Origin of the sequence: Plantibacter sp. CFBP 8775 (assembly GCF_014839505.1) — a bacterium.
GTDB lineage: Bacteria > Actinomycetota > Actinomycetes > Actinomycetales > Microbacteriaceae > Plantibacter > Plantibacter auratus.
Genome location: NZ_JACYNV010000002.1, coordinates 258,839 through 276,568, shown reverse-complemented (window position 1 = coordinate 276,568; position 17,730 = coordinate 258,839). Strand labels below are relative to the sequence as shown.

The 17,730-nt window shown below is 69.9% G+C and carries 13 protein-coding genes; 9 read left to right on the top strand and 4 right to left on the bottom strand.

Annotated features, from left to right (window positions below):
* Nucleotides 1-6 precede the first annotated feature (6 nt).
* The gene (locus tag IFR14_RS13870; RefSeq protein WP_085513347.1) at nt 7-1,710 is read right to left on the bottom strand and encodes a cation:proton antiporter; all 1,704 of its coding nucleotides are present in this window, start codon (nt 1,708-1,710) and stop codon (nt 7-9) included.
* A gap of 136 nt (nt 1,711-1,846) precedes the next feature.
* Nucleotides 1,847-5,617 carry a multifunctional oxoglutarate decarboxylase/oxoglutarate dehydrogenase thiamine pyrophosphate-binding subunit/dihydrolipoyllysine-residue succinyltransferase subunit gene (locus tag IFR14_RS13865; RefSeq protein ID WP_191941436.1) on the bottom strand — a complete coding sequence of 1,257 codons (3,771 nt, stop codon included), beginning with the start codon at nt 5,615-5,617 and terminating at the stop codon, nt 1,847-1,849.
* A gap of 134 nt (nt 5,618-5,751) precedes the next feature.
* On the opposite strand from IFR14_RS13865, the gene guaB1 reads away from it, so the two are divergent.
* Together guaB1 and IFR14_RS13855 are read left to right on the top strand one after the other, a co-directional pair.
* Nucleotides 5,752-7,191, top strand: coding sequence for a GMP reductase (gene guaB1, locus IFR14_RS13860; protein WP_071262471.1), 1,440 nt, complete (start codon nt 5,752-5,754; stop codon nt 7,189-7,191).
* Between the two features lie 48 nt (nt 7,192-7,239).
* Entirely contained in the window at nt 7,240-7,539 is a 300-nt protein-coding gene (locus IFR14_RS13855; RefSeq protein ID WP_137243334.1) for a hypothetical protein, read from the top strand.
* A 15-nt stretch (nt 7,540-7,554) separates the two neighbouring features.
* Here IFR14_RS13855 and IFR14_RS13850 read toward each other — a convergent pair whose 3' ends face one another.
* Entirely contained in the window at nt 7,555-8,400 is an 846-nt protein-coding gene (locus IFR14_RS13850) for a LysR substrate-binding domain-containing protein (protein WP_121292042.1), read from the bottom strand.
* 203 nt (nt 8,401-8,603) lie between these two features.
* Here IFR14_RS13850 and IFR14_RS13845 point away from each other — a divergent pair, with 203 nt between their 5' ends.
* The 3 genes from IFR14_RS13845 (at nt 8,604) to IFR14_RS13835 (ending at nt 12,432) form a co-directional block, all read left to right on the top strand.
* Nucleotides 8,604-9,917 carry an MFS transporter gene (locus IFR14_RS13845; protein WP_191942096.1) on the top strand — a complete coding sequence of 438 codons (1,314 nt, stop codon included), beginning with the start codon at nt 8,604-8,606 and terminating at the stop codon, nt 9,915-9,917.
* Between the two features lie 149 nt (nt 9,918-10,066).
* Nucleotides 10,067-11,386, top strand: a complete 1,320-nt coding sequence (locus IFR14_RS13840; protein ID WP_137243333.1) for a hemolysin family protein — start codon at nt 10,067-10,069, stop codon at nt 11,384-11,386.
* The gene (locus IFR14_RS13835) at nt 11,383-12,432 is read left to right on the top strand and encodes a hemolysin family protein (RefSeq protein ID WP_064295254.1); all 1,050 of its coding nucleotides are present in this window, start codon (nt 11,383-11,385) and stop codon (nt 12,430-12,432) included. Before IFR14_RS13840 ends, IFR14_RS13835 begins: the two co-directional genes overlap by 4 nt.
* Nucleotides 12,433-12,438: 6 nt before the next feature.
* On the opposite strand, the gene IFR14_RS13830 is transcribed toward IFR14_RS13835, so the two are convergent.
* On the bottom strand, nt 12,439-13,507 hold a 1,069-nt coding region (locus IFR14_RS13830; RefSeq protein ID WP_191942095.1), incomplete at its 3' end, for an NADH:flavin oxidoreductase/NADH oxidase.
* Nucleotides 13,508-13,647: 140 nt separating this feature from the next.
* Between IFR14_RS13830 and IFR14_RS13825 the strand changes: the two genes are divergently transcribed.
* The 4 genes from IFR14_RS13825 (at nt 13,648) to IFR14_RS13810 (ending at nt 17,696) form a co-directional block, all read left to right on the top strand.
* Complete coding sequence (locus IFR14_RS13825) at nt 13,648-14,511, top strand: ADP-dependent NAD(P)H-hydrate dehydratase (protein WP_137243331.1); 864 nt, start codon at nt 13,648-13,650, stop codon at nt 14,509-14,511.
* 149 nt (nt 14,512-14,660) lie between these two features.
* Complete coding sequence (locus tag IFR14_RS13820; protein WP_191941435.1) at nt 14,661-15,188, top strand: FMN-binding protein; 528 nt, start codon at nt 14,661-14,663, stop codon at nt 15,186-15,188.
* A gap of 20 nt (nt 15,189-15,208) precedes the next feature.
* Nucleotides 15,209-16,096: an FAD:protein FMN transferase gene (locus tag IFR14_RS13815; RefSeq protein WP_191941434.1), complete on the top strand. Its 888-nt coding sequence runs from the start codon at nt 15,209-15,211 to the stop codon at nt 16,094-16,096.
* Nucleotides 16,097-16,154: 58 nt separating this feature from the next.
* Nucleotides 16,155-17,696, top strand: coding sequence for an FAD-dependent oxidoreductase (locus tag IFR14_RS13810; protein WP_191941433.1), 1,542 nt, complete (start codon nt 16,155-16,157; stop codon nt 17,694-17,696).
* Nucleotides 17,697-17,730: the final 34 nt, after the last annotated feature.

Here is a 17,730-nt window from a genome sequence, read left to right as displayed (position 1 = left end):
ACCGCATCAGCCGGCGCCGTCGAGGCGTGACTCCTCGACGTCCAGCATTCGCTGCGCTTTCGCCAGCACCTCGGAGGAGTAGCTCCCGGTCGCCCGCGCATCGAGGAGCGCATCGCGTTCGGCGTCGAGCACCCGGCGTCGCAGCTGTCGGAACTGCTCGTGCGGGCCCACGCCGGCATCGGTGCGTTCCGCCGCCGACTCGACGCGGATGAGGCTGCTCGTGCGTACCCGGTCGACGACCGCGGAGTCGAACGGCTCCCCGCCGTCCGTGCGCAGCTGCGGGTCGTCGAGGGCGGCCACACCGACGGTCGAGATCTCCTCGACGAGACCGGCCAGTTCCGCCATCGCCGCCTGCTCGTCCGTCCCGCCGACCCGGGTCAGCCGGATGACGAGCGGGAGGGAACCACCCTGGAGCAGGAGGGTGACGATCGCGACCGTGAACGCGATGAGCACCAGCTCCGCCCGATACGGGGTGTCGAGTGGCAGCGACTGCGCGGCGGCGATCGTGACGACGCCACGCATCCCCGCCCAGGCGAGCACCGCGCCGCCCCGCCATCCGAGGCCCTCGCGTTGCAGGAAGTCCAGGTCGGCGCTCCGCCGGGCGATCGACCTCGAGAAGGCGGCCTTGCGTTTGGCTGAACGCGCGTTCTCCGTCGGATGCTCCTCGAGGCGTGCGGAGACCTGCTCCAGTCTCGGCCGCCGGGCGAGGGCCTCCCGTTCATCGCGTCGCAACGACCAGACGAGGACGCCGACGAACACGATGCGGACGACGATGAGGGTGATCGCGGTCAGTAACCCGAGGCCGATCGACGACCAGATGCCGAGGTCGTCCTGCTCCACCTGCGAGACGATGGCCTCGAGCTCGAGCCCCATGAGCAGGAACACCCCGTTCTCGAGGAGGAACTGCGTCGTCCGCCAGTTGATGCGCTCGCTGATCCGGTCCTGGGCGGTGAAGTACTTCGCGCTCTGATGTCCGGTGTAGAGCCCGGCGACCACGACCGACAGCACGCCTGAGGCATGGAAGTGCTCGGCGGGGAGATACGCGATGAACGGCACGGCGAAGGAGATGACCGTCGTCAGGACCGGGTCGCCCAGGCGGGAGCGGATCCGGACCGTGATGAACCCGACGACGATCCCGATCGCGATCGCGAGGGCCACGGCATAGGCGAAGTCGCCCAGGACGCCCCACAACGAGACCGTGCCGGCGGTCGCGGCGATGGCGGAGCGCAGGAGGACGAGGGCCGAGGCGTCGTTGACGAGGCTCTCGCCCTCGAGGACGCTCACGAGGCGCGACGGCATGCCCAGCCGCTTACCGATGGAGGTCGCGGCGACCGCGTCGGTCGGGCTGACGACGGCGCCGAGGGCGATGCCGGCGGCCAGGCTCAGGTCGGGGAGGATCGTCGACAGGATCCAGCCGATGAGGACCGACGACACCACGACGAGGACGACCGAGAGTCCGGAGATGGCCTTGAGGTTGCGGCGGAAGTCGACCAGGGGCACGTTGACGGCGGCCGAATAGAGGAGCGGTGGCAGCACGCCGGCGAGGATCCACTCCGGCTTGACCTCGACGTCCGGTACGAACGGCAGATAGCTGAGGGCGAGCCCGACCAGGACGAGGATGAGCGGGGCTGCCACGCGCAGCTTGTTCGCGAAGCGGGCGACCGCGACGATGGTCACCACCGCGACGACGGCGAGGAATGCGAAGTCCATGGCGTCAGCCTATTGGCGGTGGCTCACCGGCCACTCACGGATCGCTGTCGCCGTGCTGACCACCCGCGTCCAGACGACGACGCAGACGACGACGACCGCCTGTCGGAACAGGCGGTCGTCGGTCGTGCGGCTGAGGTCAGAGCGCCAGCGCGGTGCGGAGGAGCTCCGCCTGCTCGGCGGCGTGACGCTTCGCCGAACCCGTGGCGGGGGAGGCGGACGCGGTGCGCGACACGTTGCGGATCGTCCGACCCTCGAGGTGCTTGGCGGCCTCCAGGCAGATGAACGGCCACGCGCCCTGGTTCTCCGGCTCGTCCTGCACCCACACCAGTTCGGCGTTCGGGTACTGCGCGACCACGGCGTTCAGCTCGGCCACCGGGACCGGGTAGAACTGCTCGACGCGGACGAGGGCGATCTCGTCGTTCGGCTGCTTCTGCAGCTCGCTGAGGAGGTCGTAGTGGATCTTCCCGGAGTGCAGGAGCACCCGCTTGACCGCGGCCTTGTCGGTGATCCGTGCGTCGTCGATCACCGGCTCGAAGCGGCCGGAGGTGAAGTCCGCCACCGGGCTGGTCGCGCCACGCAGACGTAGCATCGCCTTCGGGGTGAAGACGACGAGCGGCCGACGCGGGCGGGCGTACGCCTGGCGACGCAGGAGGTGGAAGTACGACGCGGGGGTCGACGGCCGTGCGACGGTCATGTTGTCCTCGGCGCAGAGCTGCAGGAACCGCTCGATCCGCGCGGACGAGTGGTCGGGGCCCTGGCCTTCGTAGCCGTGGGGGAGGAGGAGCGTGACACTCGACCGCTGCGACCACTTCTGCTCGGCGGAGGAGATGAACTCATCGATGATCGTCTGCGCGCCGTTGGTGAAGTCGCCGAACTGCGCCTCCCACAGCACGAGCGCGTCGGCACGTTCGACCGAGTAGCCGTACTCGAAGCCCATGACCGCGTACTCGCTGAGGAGCGAGTCGTAGATCCAGAAGCGGGCCTGGTTGTCGCTGAGGTTCGCGAGCGGCAGCCACTCCTGGCCGTTGACCCGGTCGTGGAGGACGGCGTGACGCTGCACGAAGGTGCCGCGGCGGGAGTCCTGTCCGGACATCCGCACCGGGGTGCCCTCGATGAGCACCGATCCGAGCGCGAGCAGTTCTCCGAAGCCCCAGTCGATGTTGCCGTTGCGGCTCATGTCGAGACGCTTCTCGAGGAGCTGCTGCACCTTCGGGTGGACGGTGAACCCGGCGGGCTTGTTGTTGAACGCGTCGCCGATGAGCTGCACGACGCCCTCGGAGACACCGGTCGTCTCGAGTTCGCCGGAGTAGCCGTCCTCGTCGAGGACCTCGGTCGGGATCGGCGTCGGCGAGGTCTGCTCGGCGTGCGTCTCCATGAAGGCGCGCTCGAGGCGGTCCTGGAAGTCGCGGTGCGCGGCCTCGTACTCCTCCTCGGTGATGTCGCCACGGCCGACGAGCGCCTCGGTGTACAGCTTGCGGACGGAGCGCTTCGCCTCGATGAGGCTGTACATGAGCGGCTGCGTCATCGACGGGTCGTCGCCCTCGTTGTGGCCGCGTCGGCGGTAGCACACGAGGTCGATGACGACGTCGCGCTTGAACTCCTGGCGGTATTCGAAGGCGAGCTCCGCGACCCGCACGACGGCCTCGGGGTCGTCGCCGTTCACGTGGAAGATCGGCGCCTGGATGGTCTTCGCGACGTCGGTGTTGTAGATGGAGGAGCGGCCCTCGCCAGGAGGCGTGGTGAAGCCGACCTGGTTGTTGATGACGACGTGGACCGTGCCGCCCGTGCGGTAGCCGCGCAACTGAGACAGCTGCATCGTCTCGAGGACGACGCCCTGACCGGCCATCGCCGCATCGCCGTGGATGAGGATCGGGAGGGTGCCGAACGCGCCGATCGGCCCGCGGTCCTGCTTCGCGCGGACGATGCCCTCGAGCACGCCGTTGACGGCCTCGAGGTGCGAGGGGTTCGCTGCCAGGTAGACCGGGATCTCGCGGCCGTCCTCGGCCTTGAAGGTGCCCTCGGTGCCGAGGTGGTACTTCACGTCGCCGGAACCGTGGCTCGCAGGGTCCTGCGTTCCCTCGAACTCGCGGAAGATCTGACCGTACGTCTTGCCGGCGATGTTCGTGAGGACGTTGAGGCGGCCGCGGTGGGCCATACCGATCGCGACCTCGTCGAGCTGGGCCTGCGACGCACCCTGGAGGATGGTGTCGAGCAGGGCGATGGTGGACTCGCCGCCTTCGAGGCTGAAGCGCTTCTGGCCGACGTACTTCGTCTGCAGGAAGGTCTCGAAGGCCTCGGCCTCGTTGAGCTTGCCGAGGATGCGCATCTGCTCGTCGTGCGTCGGCTTCTCGTACTTGCGCTCGACCTTGCTCTGGATCCACTTGCGCTGCGCGGGGTCCTGGATGTGCATGTACTCGATGCCCGTGGTGCGGCAGTACGAGTCGCGGAGGACGCCGAGGATGTCGCGCAGCTTGGCCGTGCGGGCCGAGCCGAAGGCGCCCGTGACGAACTCGCGGTCGAGGTCCCAGAAGGTCAGGCCGTGGGTCTCGATCTCGAGGTCGGGGTGCGAGCGCTGCACGTACTCCAGCGGGTCGATGTCGGCCATGAGGTGGCCGCGGACGCGGAACGCGTTGATGAGCTCCTGGACGCGGGCGGTCTTGTCGACGGCGTCGGCGAGGTCGACGCTGATGTCGGGCGACCAGTGGATCGGGTCGTACGGGATGCGGAGCGCGGCGAAGATGTCCTGGTAGAAGCTGCGGCTGCCGATGAGCAGCTCGTGGACGACCTTGAGGAACTCGCCCGAGCCGGCACCCTGGATGACGCGGTGGTCGTAGGTGCTCGTGAGGGTGATCGTCTTGCCGATCGCCAGCTCGTTGAGCGTGCGCTCGGAGGCGCCCTGGAACTCGGCCGGGTACTCGAGGGCGCCGGCGCCGATGATGCAGCCCTGGCCCTTCATGAGACGGGGGACCGAGTGCACGGTCCCGATGCCACCGGGGTTCGTGAGCGAGATCGTGACGCCCTGGAAGTCGGCTCCGGTGAGCTTGCCCTTGCGGGCGCGGGTCACGAGGTCCTCGTACGCCGAGAGGTACTCGTTGAAGGTGAGGGTGTCGGCGCGCTTGATGCCCGGCACCATGAGGGCGCGGGAGCCGTCGGGCTTCGGGAGGTCGATGGCGATGCCGAGGTTGATGTGCGCCGGGGCGACGACCGTGGGCTTGCCGTCGGCCTCCTCGTAGTAGACGTTCTGGCTCGGGAAGTCCTTCAACGCCTGGATGAGGGCCCAGCCGATGAGGTGGGTGAAGCTGACCTTGCCGCCTCTGGCGCGCTTCAGGTGGTTGTTGATGACGATGCGGTTGTCGATCATCAGCTTCGCCGGGATGGTGCGCACGCTCGTCGCGGTCGGGACCGTCAGGCTCGCGTCCATGTTGGTGGCGAGCGACTTGGCCATGCCCTTCAGCACGGTGACCTTGTCGACGTCCTCCGGAGCGGGTTCGGTCTGGTCGCTCTTCGGCTGCTGGACCTGGTTCGGGCTCGTCATCGGGGCGTCGGCCGGGATCGGGGCCGGCTTCGCCTGGACCGAGGTGGTGCGCGCGACCGGCTGCGCGCCGATGACCTGGATCGGGGCCGTCGGCGGGTTGACCCGGGCCGCCGCCTCGTCCGCCGCCGCAGGGGTGGGGGCCGACGCCGTGGCGCCGGCCGCTGCCGCATCGTCGTCCGACTGGCCGCCCGTCGTTCCCTGGGCTGCGCCGTTCACCGGCCGGTAGTGCTCGAGGATCGGCCACCAGGAGCGGTCCACGGAATCCTTGTCGACGAGGTACTGCTCGTACATCTCGTCGACGAGCCATTCATTGGCTCCGAATTCGTTCGTTGCGCCGTCATCGGCGCCCACTCCGGTCATCTGGCTCGACACCGTCGATCGCCCACTCTCTCCGTTGAATTCTCACTGTTTGCAGGCAGGGAACATGCCCGCACGATCCAGTCATCAAGCCTAAACCCATTCCGTCGTCGGTGCGGCTCGGACGCCGGTCGGGATACGGTGTTCTCATGCGGTTCATCGGTGAGATTCCCAGCCACGACCTGACGTACTCGGACGTGTTCCTCGTCCCCAGCCGCTCCGGGATCACGAGTCGACTCGACGTCGACCTGGCTCCGGACGACGGCACCGGCGCCACGATCCCGATCGTCTCCGCCAACATGAACTCCGTCACCGGGCCACGCCTCGCGGCGGCACTGGCGCGGCGCGGCGGACTCGGCGTCCTGCCGCAGGACATGCCGCTCCAAGAGCTCGACGCGGCGATCCGCTGGGTCAAGGAGCAGCCGGTCGCCTTCGACACGCCGCTGATCATGCGCGCCGATCAGACCGCGGCCGACGCCCTGCGCCTGATCCCCGCGGTCGCCGGTCACGGCATCGTGCTCCACGACGAGCGCGACGCCTTCGCCGGCTGCATCCCGGCCGCACGTCTCGCCACGGCGCTGCCCGACGCACGGCTCGGCGACCTCGCTCGCGGGTCGCTCGCCTCGATCGACGCCGACGACGTGACCGGTGGCCGGGCCGCGTTCGACCTCATGGTCGCCGCCGACCTCGAGTTCGCGCCCGTGCTGCACCACGGCGCCGTCGTCGGCACCCTCAGCCGGACGAGCGCGCTCCGGTCGACCATCTACACGCCGGCGCTCGACGCGTCGGGCCGGCTCCGGGTCGCCGCGGCGATCGGCATCAACGGCGACGTCGCCGTCAAGGCGCAGGCGCTCGCCGCCGCCGGGGTGGACGTCCTCGTGATCGACACCGCCCACGGGCACCAGGAGGGCATGCTCCGCGCGATCGCGGCCGTCCGTGCGCTCGGTCTCGGCCTCCCGATCGTCGCCGGCAACGTCGTGTCCGCCGTCGCGGTGCAGGACCTCGTCGACGCCGGTGCGGACATCCTCAAGGTCGGTGTCGGACCCGGTGCGATGTGCACCACGCGGATGATGACGGCGGTCGGACGTCCGCAGTTCTCGGCCGTGCTCGAGACGGCCGCGACCGCCCGCGCACTCGGCGCGAAGGTCTGGGCGGACGGCGGCGTCCGCTACCCCCGCGACGTCGCCCTCGCCCTCGCGGCCGGTGCGTCCTCGGTCATGATCGGTTCCTGGTTCGCCGGCACGATCGAAGCCCCCGGTGAGCTGCAGCGCGCCGCCGACGGGTCGCTCTACAAGGAGAGCTGGGGCATGGCGTCGACCAAGGCCGTGCACGAGCGCTTCGGCCGACTCGATCCCTTCGAACTCGCGCGGAAGACGCTCTTCGCCGAGGGCATCTCGTCCTCCCGCATCACGATCGACCCGCTCCGGCCCTCGGTCGAGGACCTCCTCGACATGATCACCGCCGGTGTGCGCTCGTCGTTCACCTACGCGGGTGCCGACTCGGTCCCCGGCTTCCACGAGCGCGCCATCGTCGGTGTCCAGTCGGCCGCCGGGTACGAGGAGGGCAAGGCGCTGCCCGTCTCCTGGTGAGCCGGGGCGCTGGTGCGGCGCGCACGACCGCGGTGGGATGATGGGCCCATGGTGGTGAACGGTGGGACGCACGGGTTCGGTGTCGGCATGCAGGTCCTCGTGCTCGTGGACCCGGGATCCGATCCCTCGACGGGGGAGCGTGCCTCCGGGGTCATCGTCGCGCCCGGCCGCCAGCGCGCCGCGGCGTTCGTCTCGGTGTGGACCGAACAGCTGACGACGTGGATCGTCGAGTTCGACGAACCGTTCACCGCGCCCGACGGTAGCGGCCCGCACGAATCGGCCGAGGTCCGCGAGACCTACCTCATCCCGGCGCCGTTCGCCGATGCGTCGGAGTCCGTCGACGCCTGACCGCTGTGTGCTCGCTCAGGCGAGCGACCGGTCCATGATGGCCGAGGAGAGCGCCTCGACCGGGCCGGCCGCCGCCAACGGGTTCGCGAGCAGGGTGAAGTCGACGCCGCCCAGGGGCGGGAGTTCCAGCCGGTTGCTCAGCATGACGAGGTCGCTGGGGATGAGGCTGCGCGGGAAGACCGCGACGCCGAGCCCGGCCCGCACCGCTGCGAGGACGCCGTTCACCTCCCGGGTGCTGCAGGTGATCCGCCAGGTGCGCCCGGCGGCCTCGAGGGCGTCGATCGCCAGCTGCCGGGAGAGACTCGGGTCCTGGTAGGCGATGAGGGGGACGGGCTGGCCCGGTTCGATCGTGGTCTTCTCGAGACCGACCCAGACCATCGAGTCGGTCCGCACGAGCTTGCCCTCGTTCTGGCCGGGGTGCATCTTGATGAAGATGAGGTCGAGGGCGCCCGCCTTCAGCCGACGGTAGAGCGGCCCGCTCTGGTTCACGGTGAGTTCGAGGTTCAGCTGCGGGTGACCCTGACGGAAGTGCCGCAGGATCCGGGGGAGCTGGGTCATCGCGAGGTCGTCGGCGGCCCCGAAGCGGAGGCGACCGCTCATCGCCGAGCCGGTGAAGTAGCTCTCCGCCGAGGCGTGTGCAGCGAGGATGGTCCGCGCGAACCCGGCCATCGCGTCACCGTTGTCGGTCAGGCGGACCGCCCTCGTGTCCCGGACGACGAGCCACCGGCCGGCGGCCTCCTCGAGCCGTCGGATCTGCTGACTGACCGTCGGCTGGCTCAACCCGAGCTGCGCGGCGGCGCGCGTGAAGTTCTTCGTCTCGGCGACAGCGAGGAAGGTGCGCAGCAGTGCGGGGTCGAACATGCGTGAGCCGATCATTCGGGAATCGAATAGGACTGATAGGGATCATCCTGCTCGGAAATGGCCGCGTCGGCAATAGCGTGGATGGGAGCCGACGGCCTCCGCGGCTCCACCCATACGACACGCACTCGACATACGAAACGCTGGCTCTCTCCGTGACCCCTCCCTCCGACACCGCCGTCGCTCCGCCGCCGCCCACCGCCCCCATGCCGATCGTGGGGGAGCGCCCCGCCTGGCGGGACACCTTCTCCTCGCTCCGCGTCCCGAACTTCCGACTCTTCACGATCGGACACATCGTCGCGACGACCGCGATCGGGATGCAGCGCATCGCGCAGGACTGGCTCGTCCTCGAGCTCTCCGGCAGTGTCGCCGCCGTTGGGATCACGGTCGCGATGCAGTTCGCGCCCATGCTGCTGTTCGGACTGCTCGGCGGCGTGATCGCGGACCGTTACTCCAAGCGTGTGCTGCTCATGATCACGCAGTCGCTCGCCGCCGTCCTCGCGGTCGCGTTGTCGATCCTGACGCTCAGCGGCGCGGTCGAGGTGTGGCACATCTACGTCATCGCCTTCATGCTCGGCCTCGTCACCGTCGTCGACAACCCGGCGCGACAGGTGTTCGTGAACGAGCTCGTGGGCCCGGCGAGACTGCGGAACGCCATCAGCCTCAACTCCGCCGTCTTCCAGCTCGGCCAGCTCGTCGGTCCGGCCGTCGGCGGTGTCCTCATCACCGCCGTCGGTTCCGGGTGGTCCTTCGCGATCAACGCCCTCGCCTGCTCCGGCGTCGTGCTCACCCTGGCGCTCATGCGTGTCTCGGAACTCGTCCCGACCCCGGTCGTCGCGAAGGCGAAGGGCCAGCTCAAGGAGGGGCTCGGCTACGCCATGCGGAAACCGGCCATCCGGTGGACGGTCATCATGGTCGCGTTCATGTCGGTGTTCGCCTTCAACCTGCCGGTCCTGCTCGCCGCCTACGCCTCGGACGTCTTCGACATCGGTGCGAGCGGCTACGGGTTCCTCAACGCCCTCGTCGCCGTCGGCGCGCTGACCGGGGCGCTCGCGTCGACGAGGCGCGGGGGTGTGGACCTGCGCATCGTGATCGTCGCGGCGGCGGCGGTCGGCGTCCTGCAGGCGGCCGCCGGGGCGATGCCCGTGCTCCTCCCGTTCGCCCTCCTGCTCGTCGCGGGCGGGGTCGCGAACCTCCTCTTCATCACGGCGGCGAACTCACTCGTCCAGCTGTCGTCCAACATGGCGATCCGTGGCCGTGTGATGTCGCTGTACATCCTCGTGCTGCTCGGCGGTCAGGCGATCGGCGGTCCGCTCATGGGCTGGCTCGTCGAGGTCGCCGGGGCACACGTGGGCATGATCGTCTCGGGCGGGGTCCCGGCGCTCGCCGCGGCGTGCATCGGCGTGCGGTTCCTCCTCGTGCGGCGTCGGAAGCGTCGCGCGGCAGAGCATCGCCGGCGTCTCGCGGAGGCTGAGAAGAACCCCGGAAATCCGGGGTCCACAGCCGCGGATGTCCGATAGACTCGTCCGCACAATGGACGACCCTCCTTCAGACAGATCCCCCGGCCACCATCCCAGCCCCGTGCTGACCCGCTCACGGGAGACGACCGCCCACCCGGGCGACGGTACCCCCACTCCGGCATCGCCCGCTCAGCACGGACGGGATCGTCATGTCTGAGTGGATCATGCTCGGCGTCGGCCTCGTACTGACCATCGGGACGGGCTTCTTCGTCGCCTCCGAGTTCGCGCTCGTGAACCTCGACCGCGCCGACCTCGAAGCCCGCCGCGACCGTGGCGAGACCCGCCTGACGATGACGATCGCGGCGCTCAAGATCACCTCGACGCACCTGTCGAGCGCGCAGCTCGGGATCACCCTGACCACCCTCCTCACCGGTTACACCATGGAGCCTGCGCTGTCGTCGATGCTCGCCGGCCCGCTCGGCTCCATCGGGATCCCCGAGGGCGTCGTCGCCGTCGTGGCGACGATCGTCGCGATCACCCTCGCCACGCTGCTCAGCATGATCATCGGCGAGCTCGTCCCGAAGAACTTCGCGCTCGCGTTGCCCCGACAGACGGCCAAGTTCGTCGTGCCGTTCCAGACGGCCTTCACCTGGGTGTTCAAGCCCGCCATCGTCGTCCTCAACGGCAGCGCCAACGGCTTGCTGCGGTCGATGGGCATCGAGCCCAAGGAGGAGCTGTCCGGAGCCCGGACGGCCGAGGAGCTGTCGTCGCTCGTGCGTCGATCGGCGCTCGAGGGCACACTCGAGGCCGACACCGCGACCCTGCTCAACCGCACCCTCCGCTTCTCGAGCCACGATGCGTCGGACGTCATGACGCCCAGGCCGCGCATCGCGTCGATCCAGCGTGGCGAACCCGCCCAGGCGGTGCTCGCCCTGGCGAGGTCGACCGGCCACTCGCGCTTCCCGGTCACCGATGCCGACGTCGACGACATCACCGGTGTCGTGCACGTGAAGCAGGCCATCGCGGTCCCGCGTGACCGCCGCGGCGAGGTGCCCGTCTCGGCCCTGCAGTCGCCGGCCCTGCGGGTCCCCGAGACGATGAAGCTGGACGTGCTGCTCTCGCAGCTGCGCGGACGCGGATACCAGATGGCCGTCGTGGTCGACGAGTACGGCGGCACCGCCGGCGTGACCACCCTCGAGGACCTCGTCGAGGAACTCGTGGGCGAGGTCGCCGACGAGCACGACCGTTCGCGTGCCGGAGTGGTCCGCGGACGAGACTCCACGACCTTCCCGGGCAGCCTCCGTCCCGACGAGCTCCTCGAGCGAGCCGGCGTGCGCGTCCCCGAGGACGGCCCGTACGAGACGGTCGCGGGCTACGTCATGAGCGAGCTCGGACGACTCGCGGTCTCGGGCGACGAGCTCGAGCTCGAGGACGGCACGCTCCGCGTCGAGCGACTCGACGGCCGACGGATCGATCGGATCCGATTCACCCCGAGACCCGTCGTGTCGGAGGACGGTGGTGACGTATGAGCGACTGGGCAGGAATCGCCTGGCTCGTGGTGCTGCTGCTCGCGAACGCCTTCTTCGTCGGTGCCGAGTTCGCGGTCATCTCCGCGCGTCGGTCGCAGATCGAACCCCTCGCCGAGCAGGGGAGCCGGAGCGCCAAGACCGCGCTGTGGGCCATGGAACACGCCACGCTCATGTTGGCGACGAGTCAGTTGGGCATCACCGTCTGCTCGCTGCTCATCCTGAACGTCTCCGAGCCGGCGATCCACCACCTGCTGGAGGTGCCGTTGGCGCTCACCGGCTGGCCCGAGGAGACCATCGGCACGGTGGCGTTCATCATCGCGCTGCTGCTCGTCTCCTACCTCCACGTGGTCTTCGGCGAGATGGTCCCGAAGAACCTCTCCTTCTCGATCCCGGATCGCGCGGTCCTGCTGCTCGCTCCGCCGCTCGTCTTCGTGGCGCGCGTCTTCCGTCCGATCATCGTGTCCCTCAACGCGACCGCGAACGCCGTCCTCCGCCTGTTCCGGGTGGAGCCGAAGAACGAGGCCGCGAGTGCGTTCACGCTGGACGAGGTGGCGACCATCGTCGACCAGTCCACCCGCGAGGGTGTGCTCACCGACTCGACGGGTGCGCTCGTGGCGGCGTTCGAGTTCACCGAGAAGAAGGTCCACGACGTGGCCCTGCCGCTCGGGAGCCTCATCACGCTCACGGAGGAGGCCACCCCCTCGGACGTCGAGCGCGCCGTCGCCAAGTACGGCTACTCGCGGTACGTGATCGTCGACGACGAGTCGGTGCCGATCGGCTACCTGCACCTGAAGGACGTGCTGCGGTACGACGACCTCGACGGCAGTGGCGACGAGGAGCGGCCGGTGCCCGCGAAGCACATCAGGCAGCTCGTGTCGGTGTTCGAGGATTCGGACGTCGAAGACGCGCTGACCACGATGCGCCGCTCGGGAGCGCACGTCGCCCGGGTGTTCGACGAAGCGGGCGCCACCACCGGGGTCCTCTTCCTCGAGGACATCATCGAGGAACTCGTCGGCGAGGTCCAGGACGCCACCCGGCGTCGCTGATCGGANGCGGCTTGGCCCGCTCGTACTGGCCCGGCCAGGCGACCTCCACGCCGAGCTCGGTCGCGGCGCGCAACGCGAAGTGCGGGTCACGGAGCGCCTCGCGGGCGACCATGACCGCCTCCGCCTGCCCGTCGGCGACGATGGCCGCGGCCTGCTGGGCGTCGGTGATGAGCCCGACGGCGCTCGTGTCGACACCCGTCGACCCGATGTGCGCCGCGAACGGGACCTGGTACCCGGGGGAGAGCGGGATGCGGACGCCGCCGACGGCTCCACCGGTGGAGATGTCGAAGAAGTCGGCCCCGCGCTCGGCGCACCAGGCGGCGACGGTAGCGGTCTGATGTTCATCCCATCCGTCGTCCACCCAGTCCGTGGCCGAGAACCGGACGAACAACGGGAGACCGGCCGGGAGGACCCCGCGAACCGCTTCGACGACCCGCAGGAGGAGTTTGGCCCGGTTCTCGAGCGAGCCGCCGTAGCCGTCCTCGCGGTGGTTGACGAGTGGTGAGAGGAACTGGTGCAGCAGGTAGCCGTGCGCCGCGTGGAGTTCGATCACCTGGAAGCCGGCGTCGACCGACCGGACGGCCGCCGCGCGGAAGTCGTCGACGACGCGGTCGATCCCCTCGTCGTCGAGGGCCTCCGGAACCGCGTAGCCCGGGAAGGCCTCGGGTGATGGAGCGACCGTCGACCAGCCACCCTCCTCGATCGGCACACTGCCGTGTCCGTCGGTGCCCCAGGGGGCGAACGTGGAGGCCTTCCGGCCGGCGTGCGCGAGCTGGATGCCGGGGACGGAACCCTGCTCGGTGATGAACGCGGTGATCCGTCGCCAGGCCTCGCGCTGTTCGTCGTTCCAGATGCCTGCGTCCTGGGGCGAGATCCGACCCTCGGGGCTGATCGCCGCCGCCTCGGAGATGACGAGGCCGAAGCCGCCCGCCGCGAACTGGCCGAGGTGCATGAGGTGCCAGTCGGTGGGGACGCCGTCCTGGGCGGCGACGCTGTACTGGCACATCGGGGCGATCCACAGGCGGTTGGGGATGGTGAGGTCGCGGATGGTGATCGGATCGAACAGCTGGGGCACGGAACTCCTCGGGTCTCTGGGCGACGGGCGTCGCCACCCGGCTCAACGTCCCGGCGCGCGCTCGGATTCCCGTCTCCGGGATGACCGACGATCGACGGCTCAGCGTCAGTCCGCCGCGACGACTGGCCTAGGGTGATGGCATGGCCGAACCGCGACTCTGGACCCCTGCCGACGCACGCGACTGGATCGCCGTGCCCGACGCCGAATCGGACAAGTACTCCCGGGGTGTCCTCGGCGTCGTGACCGGGTCCGACCGCTACCCGGGTGCCGCCGTCATCGGTGTCGAGGCGGCGATCCGCACCGGCGTCGGCATGGTCCGTTACCTCGGCGCGGACCGACCGGCGAACCTCGTGCTGCAGCGCCGCCCCGAGATCGTGACGGCGGAGGGGCGCGTGCAGGCGTGGCTCATCGGCTCCGGCATGGACCCCGGCAAGCTGACCCGCGAGGAGAGCTCCCTGCTCGACGCCGCCCTGCACGGGGGCGAGCCGGTCGTCGCCGATGCCGGTTCACTCCGTCGCGTCGCCGCAGGTGCCCACCAGCGGGCGTTCGGTGTCGACGAGTCGTGGCGCATCGTGGCCACACCCCACGTCGGTGAACTGGCGACCATGTTGAGCGGCCTGGGGAGCCCGGCCGAGGTCGAGGCCATCCGTGCCGACCCGGTGTCGTACGCGGCCGACGTCGCCGCCCGCCTCGGCATCGTCGTGGTGCTGAAAGGCGGCACGACCCACGTGGTCGCGCCTGACGGCGACGCCATCACGGTCTCCGGCGGATCGCCCTGGCTCGCGACCGCCGGCACCGGCGACGCCCTGGCCGGGATCATCGGGGCGCTCGTCGCCACGAACGCCGAGCGCGTGCTCGCCGACCCCGGCTGCCTGGCGAGCGTGGCCGCCAGCGGGGTGCTGCTGCACGCGGCCGCCGGGGACGCCGCGGCAGCCGAGGGCCCGCTGGCCGCGCTCGACGTGGCCGAAGCGGTGCGCGGCGTCGTCGGTGGTCTCCTCCGCTGAACGATCGTTCATCGGTGGACGAAGGACAACTCCCAGAACGCTCATAGCTCGCCCATAGGGAAGCTCAGGACACTGGTGCCACCGCGGCAGAGACCTCGCCGCGGCGGTCGCCGCACCGCGGCACACACATCGCCCGAGGAGATTGAACGATGCGCAACCCCACCACCACCCAGCCTCCCGTCCGCACGCCACGCCTGTCCGTGGCGGCGAAGAAGACGACCTTCGCGGCCCTGACCGGCCTCACCCTCGTCGGCAGCCTGGCCGGTTGCTCGGCGGCCGACGCCGGCAGTTCGACCACGACCACGTCGCCCGAGACGAAGAGCACGGCGGCGCCGGAGGCGACCACCTCCACCGACGCCGCGGCGGGCTCCGGCTCCACCGACTACCAGGACGGCTCCTACACCGCGGACGGCAGCTACCAGTCGCCGAACGGCACCGAGTCGATCACGGTGACCGTCACACTCGCCGAGGACAAGGTCACGGCGGTCGACGTCGTCTCGCACGCCGAGAGCGCGAACAGCAAGCGCTACCAGGCGGAGTTCATCTCCGGGATCGCCGCCGAGGTGGTCGGCAAGGACATCGACAGCCTCAAGGTCTCCAAGGTCGCCGGTTCCTCGCTCACCAGCGGCGGTTTCAACTCGGCCATCGACACGATCAAGACCGAAGCGAAGGGCTGAGCCGCGGGGCCGGACCGACGATGAGCGAGACGACACTGCGCTTCGAGGCGATCGGCACCGGATGGGAGCTCGACACGGCTCTGCCGCTCGAGCCCGAGACCGCAGAGGCCGTCGCCGCGTGCATCGACCGGTTCGACCGGACCTGGTCGAGGTTCCGGGACGACGCGTTCATCGCGCGGTTCGCCGCCGGCCCGGTCTCGACCGCCTTCCCCGATGATGCGCGCGAGGATGCGGTCGCGCTGCTCGACACGTACCGGCGTCTGCACGATGCCACCGCCGGAGCCGTGACGCCGTTCATCGGCACCTCGCTCGAACGGCTCGGCTACGACGCCTCCTACTCGCTCGTCCCCCAGGGCCCGGCGGTCGCCGCCCCGCACTGGGACGACGTGGCCCGATGGGACGGCGAGGTGCTCGAGACGAGCCGTCCGCTCGTGATCGACATCGGCGCGGCCGGCAAGGGGCGGCTCGTGGACCTCGTCGCGGACCTCCTCCGCAGCCACGGCCACGAGTCCTTCACGGTCGACGCCTCGGGCGACCTGCGTCACGAGCACGGGTCCCGCGTGGCGGACCCGCTCCGCATCGCGCTCGAGCATCCGTACGATCCCAGCAAGGCCATCGGGGTCGCGACGGTCGACGACGGAGCCCTGTGCGCCTCCGCGACCAATCGTCGTGCCTGGGGCGACGGGCTCCACCATGTCATCGACGGCCGGACCGGTAAACCGACGAGGACCGTCGCGGCGACCTGGGTCACCGCCCCGGACGCGATGGTCGCCGACGGACTGGCCACCGCGCTGTTCTTCACCGATCACGAGACCCTGGCGGAGGCGTTCACCTTCGAGAGCGTCCGTATGTTCACGACCGGTCTCACCGACCGGTCCGTCGGGTTCCCCGGCGAACTCTTCACCTGAGTCACGCGCCACAGGGCCTGAGCCCGGACGGCACCATCTCCCAGAAAGCAGACCGCACATGAACGGCCGCACCGGCTCCTTCTTCGGCACCGTCCTCGGGCGGGTCACCATGTACCGCCTCGTGACGCTGTCACTCGGCACCCTCGCGATCTACGCCTTCGTGCTGTCGCTGTTCGGGCAGGTGTTCTACAAGCCGCTCGAGCTCCTCGCCACCCTGGCAACGCTGCTCGTCGTCGGCTACCTGACGAACCGCCTGTTCGGCGCGCTGTTCCAGGTGCAGCCGCACAGCGAGTCGTCCGTCATCACCTCCCTCCTGCTGTTCTTCATCCTGTGGCCGACGAGCGAGCCCACCGCGCTGGCCTGGATCGCCCTCGCCGCCACGGTCGCCTCGGCGTCGAAGTACCTGCTCGCGATCCGAGGCCGACACGTCCTCAACCCGGCGGCCATCGCCGCACTCGTGATGAGCGTGCTGGCGAGCTACGTCACCCTCCCCGGCGTGTCACCGTCGGTCTGGTGGGTCGCCAACCCGTGGCTGCTGCCCGGTGTCGTCATCCTCGGCGGACTCGTCCTCATCCGGACGAAGCGACTGACGATGGCACTCGTCTTCATCGTGCTCTCCTGGGCGCTCGTCACCGTCCGGCTCGTCACCGGCGGTCAAGAGCTGGGACCGGCACTGCTGGCCCCACTCACGTCGTACCCGATCCTCTTCCTCGCAGCGTTCATGCTCACCGAGCCGCTCACGCTTCCACCGCGGCGCTGGCAGCAGCTCGCCGAGGCGGCGATCGTCGCGGTGCTGTTCTCCATCCCGTTCATGCTCGGCCAGGTGGCGTCGACCCCCGAGCTCGCGCTCATCGTGGGCAACGTGCTGGCCTTCGCCGTCGCCCGTCGTCGGGGGATGCGACTGACGCTCGAAGGCACCCGCGCGCTCACCCCGACGGCGGTCGAGTACCAGTTCAGCTCGAAGCGCTCGATCCCGTTCGCGGCCGGCCAGTACCTCGAGCTGTCGTTGCCACACCGTGGGGCCGACGTCCGCGGTTCGAGGCGCGTCTTCAGTATCTCCTCGCCGCCCGACGACGACCGTACGATCCGCGTGGCCATGCGTGTGCCCGAGCGGGCCAGTAGCTTCAAGCGGGCGCTGAGCGCGCTGCCGGTCGGCGCGAGCCTCTCGGCGACCGGCGTGTGGGGCGACTTTGTCCTGCCGAAGGATGCGAGCAAGCCGATCCTGCTCATCGCCGCCGGGATCGGGATCACCCCGTTCGTCAGCCAGCTCTCCCGGCTGCACCTCCGTGCCGACCAGCGTGACGTCGTCCTCGTCTACGTCGTGTCCGACCCGCAGGAGCTCGCCTACGCGGCCGAGCTCGAGACCTGGGGGACACCGGTGCTCGTCGTGGGACCGACCGACGACGTCCGGCTGCCGGACGGCTGGCGTGGCCTCGGACCCGGGCGCCTCGACCACGAGCGCCTCGCCGAGGCCGTCCCCGACCTTGCCGAGCGGGAGGTCTTCATCTCCGGTCCGCCCGCGATGATCGAGGCCCTGAAGCCCGCCCTGCGCGGGATCGGCGTCGGACACGTCCGCACCGACGCCTTCAGCGGGTACTGATCAGCAGGCTCGCGGAGCCGACCCACTCGGGCGT